General features: G+C 70.2%; 15 protein-coding genes. 11 read left to right on the top strand and 4 right to left on the bottom strand.

The genetic code is table 11. The annotated features are described in order from the left end of the window. Positions 1–208: 208 nt before the first annotated feature. Positions 209–1,480, bottom strand: coding sequence for a hydantoinase/carbamoylase family amidase (locus tag GT007_RS21545; protein WP_160123732.1), 1,272 nt, complete (start codon positions 1,478–1,480; stop codon positions 209–211). Positions 1,481–1,629: 149 nt separating this feature from the next. On the opposite strand from GT007_RS21545, the gene GT007_RS21540 reads away from it, so the two are divergent. The 5 genes from GT007_RS21540 to ureC are packed head-to-tail and all read left to right on the top strand — an operon-like array spanning position 1,630 to position 5,799. Continuing rightward, positions 1,630–2,601 (top strand): Bug family tripartite tricarboxylate transporter substrate binding protein, encoded by a 972-nt coding sequence (locus GT007_RS21540; RefSeq protein ID WP_160123731.1) that lies wholly within the window; start codon positions 1,630–1,632, stop codon positions 2,599–2,601. A gap of 17 nt (positions 2,602–2,618) precedes the next feature. After that, positions 2,619–3,419 carry an AidB family quorum-quenching N-acyl homoserine lactonase gene (gene aidB, locus GT007_RS21535; protein WP_160123730.1) on the top strand — a complete coding sequence of 267 codons (801 nt, stop codon included), beginning with the start codon at positions 2,619–2,621 and terminating at the stop codon, positions 3,417–3,419. Between the two features lie 45 nt (positions 3,420–3,464). Then, a complete protein-coding gene (locus GT007_RS21530) occupies positions 3,465–3,785 on the top strand; it encodes an urease subunit gamma (RefSeq protein WP_160123729.1) in 321 nt (106 codons plus the stop codon). Beyond that, on the top strand, positions 3,782–4,087 hold the full coding sequence (locus tag GT007_RS21525) for an urease subunit beta (RefSeq protein ID WP_160123728.1): 306 nt from the start codon (positions 3,782–3,784) through the stop codon (positions 4,085–4,087). Before GT007_RS21530 ends, GT007_RS21525 begins: the two co-directional genes overlap by 4 nt. Next, entirely contained in the window at positions 4,087–5,799 is a 1,713-nt protein-coding gene (gene ureC, locus GT007_RS21520) for an urease subunit alpha (RefSeq protein WP_160123727.1), read from the top strand. Before GT007_RS21525 ends, ureC begins: the two co-directional genes overlap by 1 nt. A gap of 218 nt (positions 5,800–6,017) precedes the next feature. Here ureC and GT007_RS21515 read toward each other — a convergent pair whose 3' ends face one another. Beyond that, positions 6,018–6,485: an RES family NAD+ phosphorylase gene (locus GT007_RS21515; RefSeq protein ID WP_236571798.1), complete on the bottom strand. Its 468-nt coding sequence runs from the start codon at positions 6,483–6,485 to the stop codon at positions 6,018–6,020. After that, positions 6,482–6,931, bottom strand: coding sequence for an antitoxin Xre/MbcA/ParS toxin-binding domain-containing protein (locus tag GT007_RS22655; protein ID WP_160123725.1), 450 nt, complete (start codon positions 6,929–6,931; stop codon positions 6,482–6,484). The genes GT007_RS21515 and GT007_RS22655 overlap by 4 nt, the downstream gene beginning before the upstream one ends. A gap of 141 nt (positions 6,932–7,072) precedes the next feature. Here GT007_RS22655 and GT007_RS21505 point away from each other — a divergent pair, with 141 nt between their 5' ends. The 6 genes from GT007_RS21505 to GT007_RS21480 all read left to right on the top strand — a co-directional run bounded on the left by GT007_RS21505 (position 7,073) and on the right by GT007_RS21480 (position 11,362). After that, a complete protein-coding gene (locus tag GT007_RS21505; RefSeq protein WP_160123724.1) occupies positions 7,073–7,630 on the top strand; it encodes a PadR family transcriptional regulator in 558 nt (185 codons plus the stop codon). Continuing rightward, a complete protein-coding gene (locus tag GT007_RS21500) occupies positions 7,630–7,914 on the top strand; it encodes a DUF2218 domain-containing protein (RefSeq protein ID WP_160123723.1) in 285 nt (94 codons plus the stop codon). Before GT007_RS21505 ends, GT007_RS21500 begins: the two co-directional genes overlap by 1 nt. A 49-nt stretch (positions 7,915–7,963) precedes the next feature. Next, positions 7,964–8,509: an urease accessory protein UreE gene (locus GT007_RS21495; RefSeq protein WP_160123722.1), complete on the top strand. Its 546-nt coding sequence runs from the start codon at positions 7,964–7,966 to the stop codon at positions 8,507–8,509. Further along, positions 8,457–9,176, top strand: a complete 720-nt coding sequence (locus GT007_RS21490) for an urease accessory protein UreF (protein ID WP_328798966.1) — start codon at positions 8,457–8,459, stop codon at positions 9,174–9,176. The genes GT007_RS21495 and GT007_RS21490 overlap by 53 nt, the downstream gene beginning before the upstream one ends. Then, a complete protein-coding gene (gene ureG, locus GT007_RS21485) occupies positions 9,173–9,838 on the top strand; it encodes an urease accessory protein UreG (protein ID WP_160123721.1) in 666 nt (221 codons plus the stop codon). The genes GT007_RS21490 and ureG overlap by 4 nt, the downstream gene beginning before the upstream one ends. A gap of 114 nt (positions 9,839–9,952) precedes the next feature. Continuing rightward, positions 9,953–11,362 carry a PAS domain-containing protein gene (locus tag GT007_RS21480; RefSeq protein ID WP_160123720.1) on the top strand — a complete coding sequence of 470 codons (1,410 nt, stop codon included), beginning with the start codon at positions 9,953–9,955 and terminating at the stop codon, positions 11,360–11,362. Here the strand turns inward: GT007_RS21480 and GT007_RS21475 are convergent. Then, a partial coding sequence (locus tag GT007_RS21475; RefSeq protein ID WP_160123719.1) for a murein hydrolase activator EnvC family protein occupies positions 11,352–11,781 on the bottom strand: 430 nt, incomplete at its 5' end. The two genes, GT007_RS21480 and GT007_RS21475, sit on opposite strands and share 11 nt — an antisense overlap.

The raw sequence follows: 11,781 nt of genomic DNA, 5'->3' as shown, positions 1-11,781 counted from the left end.
CAAAACCAAACGCTGCGTCATCCAAAGCGTGAATCATAAACACACGTCACCAGGAAAGATCTAAATCTCAACAAGCCCTATAAATATCAATAAGAAACATGTTTCCCAAGGTCAGCGCCAAACTGATCTAGGTCCAGGACCGAGCACGGTCCTGGCGGGGGTGTCGGGGGCGGAGCCCCTGACTGCGTACCGGGTGCCCAGCCGTGCTTCACCCCCCGGCCGCGCGCACCATCGCCCCTGCCAGCACCCGGCACCCCACGGCGTAATCCGCTTCTTCCAGATGTTCCTTCGGGTTGTGGCTGCCGCCCGGGTTGCGCAGCATCAGCATCGCCGAGGGGATGCCCGACAGCGCGAAGATCCCCGCGTCATGCCCCACGGTCGGCAGGCGCAGCGGCTCGAACCCTTGGGCGTGGATGCCGTCTTCCAGCAGCTCGATCAGCCCCGCATCCAGTGCCACCGGCTCCGCCGTCACTTCCGCGCCCAGGTCGAAGGTCACGCCGCGTTTGGCGGTGATCTCCGCCACCAGCTCCTCCATCCGCCGGCGGGCCAGCGCCAGGGTTTCGGTGCTGGTGGCGCCCATGGCCAGGCTGAACTCCACCTCCCCGGGCACTTTGGTCAGCGCGTGGTGCGCGGGGTCGGTGCCGAAGCGGCCGAGCGTGACCATGAAATTGTCGTCGCCCTTCGCGTGCAGCTCGGCCCACAGCGCATCCAGGCCCAGGGCCAGCTCCGCCACCGCCATCACAGCGTCGCGGCGGCTCTGGCGCGGCACGGCGGAGGCATGGCCGTATTCCCCGAAGCACCGCGCGGAGGGGTAGCGGATATTGCCGCGGATGGCGGTGGCCACCCCCGCGGGCAGGTCGCGCTCGATCAGCAGCGGGCCTTGCTCGATGTGCAGTTCCAGGAAGCAGGCGGTGTTGGCGGGGCTCAGAACCGGCTCGGCATCGGTGCGGAAGGGATAGCCCAGCGCCTGGACGTGCTCCTTCAGCGTCAGCCCGCTGTCGATGCGGCGGCGGGCGCCCAGTGCCGCGCGGTCGCGATAGGCCAGCAGCAACTGGCTGCCCAGATAGGCCATGTTGAACCAGGGGCTTTCCTCGGCCCGCATGGCCAGCGCGCGCAGGCCGTGGCGGGTGCGCAGCCCGGCCTTGTGGGCGGCGGCGACCACGGCCAGGGCGGCGGCGGCCCCGGCCAGCCCATCGTAATTGCCGCCATTGGCCACGGAATCCAGGTGCGATCCGGCGGTGACGGCGGGCAGGCCGGGCTCGGTGCCCGGCAGCAGCACGTACATGTTGCCGAAGGCATCGTATTCCAGCGGCAGGCCCCGGGCGGCGATGAAATCCCGCACCATGTCGGCGGCCAGTTGCTCGGCCTGGCTGAAGGCGGGGCGGGTGTGGCCGGGCGGTGTCTCGGTGCGGCGGCCGATCTCCAGCACCAGGGCCCAGCTGTCGGCGATCGCCTGGGCGAGAATGTCGTCCGGGATCAAAGGCGGCTTCCCTGCTGTGGCCCGCGCGCGGGCGATGGACAGCCAGTTTGGCATGGGCCCATAGTGATAGCTACGCGGTGTAGCGATCCGCCCAGGCGGAAAACCGCCACGGACGCCCAGGCAAACGGTATTCCGCCCAGGAGAAGATCATGCCGCTGTCGCGCAAGCAGTTCCTTATCGTTTCGGCCGGGCTCGCCGTTCCGGCCTTGGGCCGGGCGCAGGCCCCGTTGTTCACCCGCCCCATCCGGCTGATCCTCAGCACCTCTCCCGGTGGCGGCGCGGATGTGACCGCGCGGCTGATCGCCCCCGGCATCACGGAGCGCCTGGGCCAGTCCCTGGTCATCGAAAGCCGGGCCGGCGGGTCGGGGCTGATCGCGGGCGGCTTCGTCGCGCAGCAGCCGCCGGATGGCTACACCTTCCTGTTCGACATCACCTCCCATTCCGTGAACCCGGTGCTGGGGCGGCCCATGCCCTACAAGGTGCTGGAGGACCTGGTGCCCGTGACGCAGGTGAGCCGTGCGCCGAACGCGCTGGCCGTGCACCCCGCCCTGCCGGTGAATTCGGTGGCGGAGTTCGTCGCCTATGCCAAGGCGCGGGGCAATGCGATGTCCTACGCGTCCTCGGGCAATGGCACGGCGCAGCATCTGGGCATGGAGATCTTCCAGGCCGCCGCGGGGCTGACGATGAACCACGTGCCCTATCGCGGCGGCGGGCCCGCGCTGGTGGATGTGATGGCGGGGCATGTGCCGTGCTGCTTCGCCTTCATCCCCAGCGCCACGCAGCACATCCGCCAGGGGCGGCTGAAGGCGCTGGCGACCACCGGGGCCACCCGCGCCGAATCCTTCCCCGAATTGCCGACCCTGGCCGAAAGCGGCTTTCCGGGCTTCGAGAACTACGACTGGAACGGCATCTTCGCCCCGGCCCGCACGCCGGAGCCGATGCGGAACGCCCTGCAACAGGCGGTCGCCGCCACCCTGGCCACGCCCGAGATGCGCGCCCGCTTCGCGGAGCTGGGCAATGAGCCGGTGGGCGGCTCGGCGGAGGAGTTCCGGGCCTTCCTGGTCGCGGAGATGGCGAAGTATGGAGAGATCATCCGGCGCGTGGGCATCACCGCCGACTGAGATCGGAAAGGCCGCGCATGCCCCAGTTCGGACCCTATGACGCCATCCTGCTGCATGACGGCATCTTCGAGCCCCCGGCCGAGGTGCTGACCCATGCGGGCGGCGAGGCCATGCGCCAGCACGCGATCGCGCAATGGGGCAAGCCCAGGCTGAGCATGGATGTGAACTGCTTCGCCCTGAAGGGGCCCGAGGGCGTCATCCTGGTGGATGCCGGCACCGGCCCGGCCTGGGGCGAGGCGCTGGGCCATGCGCGCTCCGCCCTGCATGCCCTGGGCGTGGCGCCCGGGGATGTGGGGCATATCCTGCTGACGCATATCCACGGCGACCACGCGCTGGGCCTGTTCGACGGCGAGGCCCCCTATTTCCCCCAGGCCCAAATCCTGGTGCCGGAGGCCGAGCTGGCCTTCTTCACCGACGCCGCCGCCCGCGCGGCCACGCCCCCGGCGCGGCAGGGCGGCTTCGACATCGCGCAGGCGCTGCTGCGCGCCTATGGCCCGCGCCTGCGGCGGGTCGTGGAAGGACCGGTGCTGCCCGGCATCGCGGCCATGCCCCTGCCGGGGCACACGCCGGGCCACACCGGCTATCTGGTGGGCGACGGGCTGCTGCTGTGGGGCGACGTGATGCACATGGCCACCTTGCAGGCGCCCGACCCCGACACCGGCATGGCCTATGACCTGGACGCCCCGACCGCCGCGCGCAGCCGCCGCGCCGCGCTGGCCCTGGCGGCGGAGCGGGGTTGGACCGTCAGCGGCGGGCATGTCCCGGGCTTCGGCAGGGTGGAGGCGATGGGGGACGGCTATCGGATCGCCGCCACCTGAAACATCCCCCTGGCGCCACCCAAACCGCCCTGCCATTCTGCCGCCATGCATCTGACTCCCCGCGAAAAGGACAAGCTGCTGATCGCCCTGGCGGCCGAGGTGGCGCGCAAGCGCCTCGCCCGCGGCGTGAAGCTGAACCACCCCGAAGCCGTGGCCCTGATCACGGACCATGTGGTGGAGGGCGCGCGCGACGGCCGCAGCGTGGCGGAGCTGATGCGCAGCGGCGCCACCGTGCTGACCACCGCCCAGGTGATGGAGGGCATCGCCAGCATGATCCACGACATCCAGGTGGAGGCGACCTTCCCGGACGGCACCAAGCTGGTGACGGTCCACCACCCGATCCGCGAGCCGGAGGACGCGCCATGATTCCCGGCGAGATCATCACCCTGCCCGGCGACATCGAGCTGAACGCGGGGCGCGAGGCGGTGGAGGTGACGGTGGCCAACACCGGCGACCGGCCCATCCAGGTCGGCAGCCACTACCACTTCGCGGAGACCAACCCGGCCCTGACCTTCGACCGCGCCATCGCGCGCGGGCGGCGGCTGGATATCGCGGCCGGCACCGCGGTGCGGTTCGAGCCGGGGCAGACCCGCGCCGTGAAGCTCATTCCCTTCGGCGGCGCGCGCATCGTGCACGGCTTCCGCGGCGAAACCGAAGGGAAGGTGTGATGCCAGCCCGGATCTCCCGCTCCGCCTATGCCTCCATGTTCGGCCCCACCACCGGCGACAAGATCCGCCTGGCCGACACCGAGCTGTTCATCGAGATCGAGCGCGACCTGACCACCTATGGCGAGGAGGTGAAGTTCGGCGGCGGCAAGGTGATCCGCGACGGCATGGGCCAATCCCAGGTGACGCGCGCGGGCGGCGCGATGGACACCGTCATCACCAACGCCGTCATCCTGGACCACACCGGCATCATCAAGGCCGATGTGGGGCTGAAGGACGGGCGGATTGCCGCCATCGGCAAATCCGGCAACCCGGACACCCAGCCGGGCGTGGACATCATCATCGGCCCCACCACGGAAATCATCGCGGGGGAGGGGCGTATCCTGACGGCCGGCGGGATCGACGTGCATTGCCACTTCATCTGCCCCCAGCAGGTGGAGGAAGCGCTGGCCAGCGGCGTGACCACCATGTTCGGCGGCGGCACCGGCCCCGCCCATGGCACGCTCGCCACCACCTCCACCCCCGGGGCCTTCCACCTGGCGCGGATGATGCAGGCGGCCGAGGCGTTTCCGATGAACCTGGGCTTTCTGGGCAAGGGCAACGCGGCCCTGCCGGGGGGGCTGGTCGAGCAGATCCGCGCCGGCGCCGCCGGGCTGAAACTGCATGAGGATTGGGGCACCACCCCCAAGGCCATCGACACCTGCCTGCGCGTGGCGGACGAGATGGACATCCAGGTCGCCATCCACACGGACACGCTGAACGAAAGCGGCTTCGTGGAGGACACGATCGCCGCCATGGCCGGCCGCACCATCCAGGCGTTTCATACGGAGGGCGCGGGCGGCGGCCATGCGCCGGATATCCTGCGCGTCATCGGCCTGCCGAACGTGCTGCCCAGCAGCACCAACCCCACCATGCCCTACACGGTGAACACGGTGGACGAGCATCTGGACATGCTCATGGTCTGCCATCACCTGGACCCGCGCATCGCGGAGGATGTGGCCTTCGCCGAAAGCCGCATCCGCAAGGAAACCATCGCGGCCGAGGACATCCTGCACGACCTGGGCGCCATCAGCATGATGAGCAGCGACAGCCAGGCGATGGGCCGGGTGGGCGAGGTGATCATCCGCACCTGGCAGACCGCCCACAAGATGAAGGTGCAGCGCGGCCGCCTGGCCGGCGAAACCGGCGACAACGACAATCTGCGCGCCCGCCGCTATATCGCCAAATACACGATCAACCCGGCGCTTTCCCAAGGCATCGCCGGGCATGTCGGCAGCGTGGAGGTGGGCAAGCTGGCCGACCTGGTGCTGTGGTCGCCCGCCTTCTTCGGGGTGAAGCCGGACTTCATCCTGAAATGCGGCACCATCGCCATGGCCCCGATGGGGGACCCCAATGCCTCCATCCCCACGCCGCAGCCGGTGCATTACCGGCCGATGTGGGGCGGCTATGGCCGCGCGGTGACGGAGGTGGCGGTGATCTTCACCAGCCAGGCCGCGATGGATGACGGGCTGGGCGCGCGCATCGGGCTGACCCGGCCGCTGGTGCCGGTGAAGAACACGCGCGGGGGGCTGCGGAAATCCGACATGGTGCTGAACGGCGCCATGCCGAAGATCGAAGTGAACCCGGAAACCTACGAAGTGCGGGCGGATGGGGAATTGCTGGTGTGCGAACCGGCGAAGGTGCTGCCGATGGCGCAGCGGTATTTTCTGTTTTGAGAGGGCGCCACCAGGGGGCGCCGCCCCCTGGACCCCCGCCAGGACCGTAGCGGCCCTGGACCCCGAGCAGTTGGCACTACGTCTTGGGAAGGTGTTTCCCATTGATTTCTATAATGAAAACGGCGGCCTACCTGGAAAGGTAAGGCGCCAATCCGATGGGTTCCAAGGGCCTTTCGGTCTTTGTGCCCTCTGGGGGCAGAGCCCCTCGGTGGAGCCGCTTATCCTTTGCTTCGCAGCCGCCCATCATACACCCACTTCCGCACCTTCCTGGCCTTCACCCCCACCGCCAGCGCCGGGTTGATCAGCACGTTGCATTCCTCCGGCACGATGACGGAGGGCACGACCAGCAGCGCCTCCTTCCCGGCCCTCAGCCATGCGGTGCCCAGCTCCACGCTCGTCAGGCTCGCCGGTTCCGCGTCCCAGCCCACCGGGGGCGTTTCCTCCCGTCGCGCGGCCTGCCACAGCGCGTCCGGTATCGTGATTTCCACCAGATAGCGGTTCAGCGGCAGCCCGCCCGCGTTCAGGTGCACCACCGTCTCCAGACAGGCCAGCGCCCGCGTTGTCGAGGCATAGACAGCCGCATGCCCTTCCGCGTTCCAGCGCCCGCCCGTGATCCTGGCGCCTTCGCCGCTCAGGTCATCGGCCGGGTATTTCAGCGTCTCGGCCGCGATGCGCCAGACGATCACGCGTAGGCGCCGCTGACGGCCTGTTCCAGCGTGCGGGCGACCAGGCTTTGCCCTTCCATCGTGTCCATCAGGTCGATCGGCCGGGCATGGCCCAGGGCGGGCAGGGGCTGTGTCAGCCATCCGGCCAGCCAGGCGCGCGCGTCGAAGCCGGGCGCGCCCTCCACCATCGCCTCCACCTGGCCCACCAGCCGCGCGAAGCCGATCACCCGTTCGCTTTCGGCGGGGGAGAGGCGGCCGCCTTCCTTCACCTTGCGGTTGAAGGTGGCCAGCGGCAGGTCCAGCGCCTTCAGGGCGGCGCCGCGGCCCAGCGGCTCGATGTCCAGCCACTGGCGGGCGTCAGTGGCGCGCACGCCTTTCTTGATCATATCGATGCGCACCATCACCGGCGCCTTGTACAGCTTGCCGTAAGACACCCCGGCGGTGGTCCTGGTCAGGGTCTCAGTCATGGATTGGCTCCTTTGAGCGAAAGATAAGCTCAAATGAGCAGCAAGGTCCAGCATTTCCACCCGTCACACTTCGTGACTTCCAAACCGATCGCGTTTAGATATATCTAAACACCAACGAAACACACTCGGAGACACCCAGCCATGTTTGGCCATCACCACCCCCACCGCGGCGACCGCCGCTTCGCCGGCCGCGGCTTCTTCGCCCGTGGCGAGCACCGCGAACACCACCCCCATCGCGGCGGCGGCCGTTTCTTCGACCATGGCGAACTGCGCCTGCTGGTCCTGCACCTGATCTCCGAAAAGCCCCGCCACGGCTATGAGATCATCAAGGCCATCGAGGAACGCCTGGCCGGCGCCTATTCCCCCAGCCCCGGCACCATCTACCCCACCCTGACCCTGCTGGAGGAACTCGGCCAGGTTTCCGTCACCGAGGCCGGCGGCAAGAAGCTGCACACCATCACCCCCGAAGGCACCCGCGCGCTGGAGGAAGCGGCCCCCCAGGTCGCCTCCATCGAGGCCCGGATCGCGGCCGCCGGCGGCGAGCGCCCGCAGGCCAGCGCGTTGCAGGTCATGCGCGCCATGCACAACCTGAAAACCGCGCTGCGCTTCCGCCTGATGCGCGGCGGGCTGTCCGATGACGAACTCTCCCGCATCGTCGCCGCCATCGACGAGGCCGCCCGCACGGTGGAGCGCGCCTGATGCCCGGCGCCCAGGCCAACGTCGCCATGGAAACCCCCGCCCGCTACCTCGGCCAGCTGGTGAAGCATTTCGCCCACAAGCTGCCGACCACCCTGGCCGGGGACAACACCGCCGGCCACATCGCCTTCCCGATGGGGCCCTGCGACCTCTCCGTGCGAGGCGAGACCCTGCACATGCGCGTGGAAGCGGCAACGCCCGAGGACTGCGCCCAATTGCAGGACATCGTGGCCCGCCACCTGCTGCGTTTCGCCTTCCGCAGCCCACCCGAGATCGCCTGGACCTGAGCGCGTCGCGCACCGATACTGCGGCGTCCCTCCAGTCGAGAGCCGCCGCATGTCCCTGCCCCGCGCCACCGTCATCATCCCCGCCGGCACCTTCACGCCGGATGCCGCGGCCGACAGCGTGACGCTGGATTTCGACGACCGCTTCCGCCGCCGCAAGCGCCTGGAAACCGAGGCCAGCCGCGCCTTCCTGCTCGACCTCGCGGAAGCCCAGGTGATGCATGACGGTGACGCGCTGGCGCTGGATGACGGCACGCTGGTGCTGGTGAAGGCGGCGCCCGAGGCCCTGCTGGAAGTGCGTGGCCGCGATGCCGGGCATCTGCTGCGCCTGGCCTGGCATCTGGGCAACCGGCATCTGCCCGCCGAGCTGCAGGAAGCCCGCATCCTGATCCGCCAAGACCATGTGATCGAACGCATGCTGGCGGGCCTCGGCGCCGCCACCGCGAAGGTGCAGGCCCCCTTCAACCCGGAGGGCGGCGCCTATGGCGAGCACAACCACGACCCCGGCCACGGGCACAGCCATCACCACGACCATGACCATGGGCATGACCACGACCATGAACACGGCCATGGCCACCACCATCACCACCATGATTGACCTGTACCGGCTGCTGGCCTGGTGCTCGCCCGCCTATCCGGTGGGCGGCTTCAGCTACAGCCACGGGATCGAGACGGCGGTGGAGGAGGAACGCATCACCCACCGCGCGGGGCTGGAGGCCTATATCCGCACCGCCCTGCTGGCGGGGGCGGGCCGCACCGACGGCGCCCTGCTGGTCGCCGCCCACCGCGCCGCCGAGGCCGGTGACGACGCCACGCTGGATGACGCCGCCGACCTCGCCGCCGCCTGGCGCGGCACGGCGGAAACGGCGCTGGAGGCGACCCAGCAAGGCGGCAGCTTCGCCTCCGTCACCGCCACCTGCTGGCCGGATGCGCGCTTCGCCGCCTTCGCCGCCCGCCACCCGAAGCGCCTGACCCATGCGGTGGCCTTCGGCGCGGCGGCGGGCTTCGGGGCCATCCCGCTGCGCCCGGCGCTGACGGCCTGGCTGTCGGGCTTCGCGGCCAACCTCGTCTCGGCCGGGGTGCGGCTGGTGCCCCTGGGCCAGACGGATGGTCAGCGCGTCACCGCCGCGCTCTACCCCGCCATCGAGCAGGCGGCCGACGCCGCGGAGGCCGCGAACCTCGACACGCTGGGCACGGCGGCGCCCATGCTCGACCTGTTCTCCATCCGCCACGAAACCCAGTACACAAGGCTGTTCCGATCATGAGCGTCACCATCGGCCGCATCCTGGAAAACGGCCCGCGCCCCGCCCTGCCCGCCCCCAACGGCCCGCTGCGCGTGGGCATCGGCGGCCCGGTCGGCAGCGGCAAGACCGCGCTGGTGGAGCGCCTGTGCCGCCACCTGCGCGACACCCACGACATCGCCGCCATCACCAACGACATCTACACCAAGGAAGACAGCGAGTTCCTGACCCGCGCCGGCGCGCTGGACCCCGCGCGCATCATGGGCGTGGAAACCGGCGGCTGCCCCCACACCGCGATCCGCGAGGACGCCTCGATCAACCTGGCCGCCGTGGCGGACATGGTCGGCCGCTTCCCGGGGCTCGAGGTGCTGTTCATCGAAAGCGGCGGCGACAACCTGGCCGCCACCTTCTCCCCGGAGCTCGCGGATCTGACGATCTACGTCATCGACGTCTCGGCTGGGGACAAGATCCCGCGCAAGGGCGGGCCGGGCATCACGAAATCCGACCTGCTGGTGATCAACAAGATCGACCTGGCGCCGCTGGTGGGCGCGGACCTGTCGGTGATGGACCGCGACGCGCGGCGCATGCGCGGCCGCCGTCCCTTCATCTTCACCAACCTGAAGGCCGATGAGGGCGTGAAGGAAGTGGCGGACTTCATCCTCAGCGAGGGTGGCGTCAGGGCCTGAACGCCACCCGGAACGAAAAAAAGGGCGGCGCGCACCAATCCATGGCATATGTGCCGTATCATGAATGCGCTGCCATGGCATGACAGGTTGCGGCATCTGGCCCTGGGGGGCCCTTTGGGCATCCGCCCCACGCGCGGGCTGCTTTTGGCCCTGCTGCTGTGGGCGGCGGGCACCGTCGGCGTCGTGGCGCTGGGCGAACGCGCCGTGGCCCGCGACGAGGTCGCCCGCGTCGCCGATGTTCAACGCGAACTGCAATGGGCGGTCGAGGGCCTGCGCCATTCCGTCCGCCGCGCGCTGGAAACCCTGGAGGACCTGCACGCCCTGGCCCAGCTGCGGCGGCGGATGGAGCATGCGGGCGACGCCGCCGCCACCGCCGCGATCGGCGACAGGCTGGCCGCCATCGCCCGGCAGGAACGCTTCGGCATCCGCCAGATCGCGGAGATCGACGCGGATGGCATGCTGCGCTGGACCACCACCCCGGGCTGGGAGCCCGTGGACCTCAGCGACCGGGAGCATTTCCAGGTCCATCGTGACGGCCGCCGCGCCCTGTTCGTCAGCCGCCCGGTCATGGGCCGGGCCTCCGGCAGCTGGACCGTGCAGTTCACCCGCCCGATCCTGGAGGACGGCCATTTCGCGGGCGTCATCGTCTTCTCGATCGACCCCCGGCTGCTGTCGCGCGCGCTGGAGCGCATTCATCAGCACAGCGGCATCATCGTGGGCATCCTGCGCACCGCCGATCGCACCCTGATCGCCCGCAGCGAGAACGCGGCCCAATATGTCGGCCTACAGCCCGTCTTCCATTTCCAGATGACGGAGGAACTGCGCCGCGACCGCGGTGGCTTCCTGCGCACGCGCAGCAACCTCGACGATACCTCCTCCTTCTACAGCTTCCGCATCCTGGACGAGGCGCCGCTGGTGCTGGCCGCGCGGACGCCGGCGGCCGTGGTGGAGGAACCGGCGGCGGTGTTCCGGCACTGGGTGCGGCTGGGCGTGGGCACGGGCAGCCTGCTGGCGCTGGCGGCCATCGCCATCCTGTTCCAGCGCCGCCAGACCGCCGCCACCCGTCGCCTGCTGGAGGACATCCGCCACGACAGCGCCACCGCCCGCGCCGCCTGGCAGCGGCTGGACCAGCTCACCTCCGCCGCGCCGGCCGCGCTCTATGCCGCCGAGATCACGGCGCAGGAGGGCGCGCCGCCCACCGGCCTTTCCCGCAACCACTTCACCGGCAATGTGGAGCGCGTGACCGGCTGGCCGCCCGAGGCGCTGGCCCCCGCCGCTTCCATCGCCGAGCGGACGGACAATGCCGGCCGCCTGGGCCGGCTGGAATTCCTGCGCCGCCTGGCGGAGCACGGGGAGGCCAGCACCGAATACCGGCTGCGCCGCCCCGACGGCAGCTGGATCCGCGTGCGGGAGGACGGGCGCGTGATCGGCCGGCAGGGCGGGGCGCTGCAGATCTGCGGCAGCCTGTCGGACGTGACGCGCAGCGAAACCGCCGATCACGCGCCCCTGCCCGCTACCCCCTGAAGAATCCCCGGGGGTCGCTCGGCTGCCCGTTGCGGCGCAGCTCCACGTAAAGCTGCGCCTGTTCGCCGGGCAGGCTGCCCACCGGCTCGCCGGCCAGCACGCGCTCCCCGGTCGCGGTGTCCAGCCGGTCCAGCCGCGCCAGCACCACATGCACCCCGCCGCCGCAATCCACGATCACCAATTGCCCGAAGCTGCGGAACGCCCCCGCGAAGGCCACCCGCCCCGCGCAGGGCGAGACCACGCGCGCGCGCGGCCCGGCCGCCACGGTGATGCCGCGCGACACACCGCCCTCTCCGGCCGAGCCGAATTCCCGCGTCACCTGCCCCGCCACCGGCAGGGGGTGGCCGCCGCGCATGGGGGTGACGGGCGCCTCGGCCACCGCGGGGGGCGGCGCGCGCCGGGCGCGGCGGGCGGCTTCC

The sequence above is a fragment of the Rhodovarius lipocyclicus genome (genome assembly GCF_009900765.1).
Taxonomy (GTDB): Bacteria; Pseudomonadota; Alphaproteobacteria; order Acetobacterales; family Acetobacteraceae; genus Rhodovarius; species Rhodovarius lipocyclicus.
The sequence above is the reverse complement of the archived record's forward strand: the minus strand, read 5'-3'. Positions and strand labels throughout refer to the sequence as shown.

What these genes read in the sequence shown, in the direction of transcription:
- GT007_RS21540 (WP_160123731.1), top strand. Translation starts at nt 1,630, where the DNA reads ATGCCGCTGTCGCGCAAGCAGTTCCTTATCGTTTCGGCCGGGCTCGCC.
- aidB (WP_160123730.1), top strand. Translation starts at nt 2,619, where the DNA reads ATGCCCCAGTTCGGACCCTATGACGCCATCCTGCTGCATGACGGCATC.
- GT007_RS21530 (WP_160123729.1), top strand. Translation starts at nt 3,465, where the DNA reads ATGCATCTGACTCCCCGCGAAAAGGACAAGCTGCTGATCGCCCTGGCG.
- GT007_RS21525 (WP_160123728.1), top strand. Translation starts at nt 3,782, where the DNA reads ATGATTCCCGGCGAGATCATCACCCTGCCCGGCGACATCGAGCTGAAC.
- ureC (WP_160123727.1), top strand. Translation starts at nt 4,087, where the DNA reads ATGCCAGCCCGGATCTCCCGCTCCGCCTATGCCTCCATGTTCGGCCCC.
- GT007_RS22655 (WP_160123725.1), bottom strand. Translation starts at nt 6,931, where the DNA reads ATGACTGAGACCCTGACCAGGACCACCGCCGGGGTGTCTTACGGCAAG.
- GT007_RS21505 (WP_160123724.1), top strand. Translation starts at nt 7,073, where the DNA reads ATGTTTGGCCATCACCACCCCCACCGCGGCGACCGCCGCTTCGCCGGC.
- GT007_RS21500 (WP_160123723.1), top strand. Translation starts at nt 7,630, where the DNA reads ATGCCCGGCGCCCAGGCCAACGTCGCCATGGAAACCCCCGCCCGCTAC.
- GT007_RS21495 (WP_160123722.1), top strand. Translation starts at nt 7,964, where the DNA reads ATGTCCCTGCCCCGCGCCACCGTCATCATCCCCGCCGGCACCTTCACG.
- GT007_RS21490 (WP_328798966.1), top strand. Translation starts at nt 8,457, where the DNA reads ATGACCACGACCATGAACACGGCCATGGCCACCACCATCACCACCATG.
- ureG (WP_160123721.1), top strand. Translation starts at nt 9,173, where the DNA reads ATGAGCGTCACCATCGGCCGCATCCTGGAAAACGGCCCGCGCCCCGCC.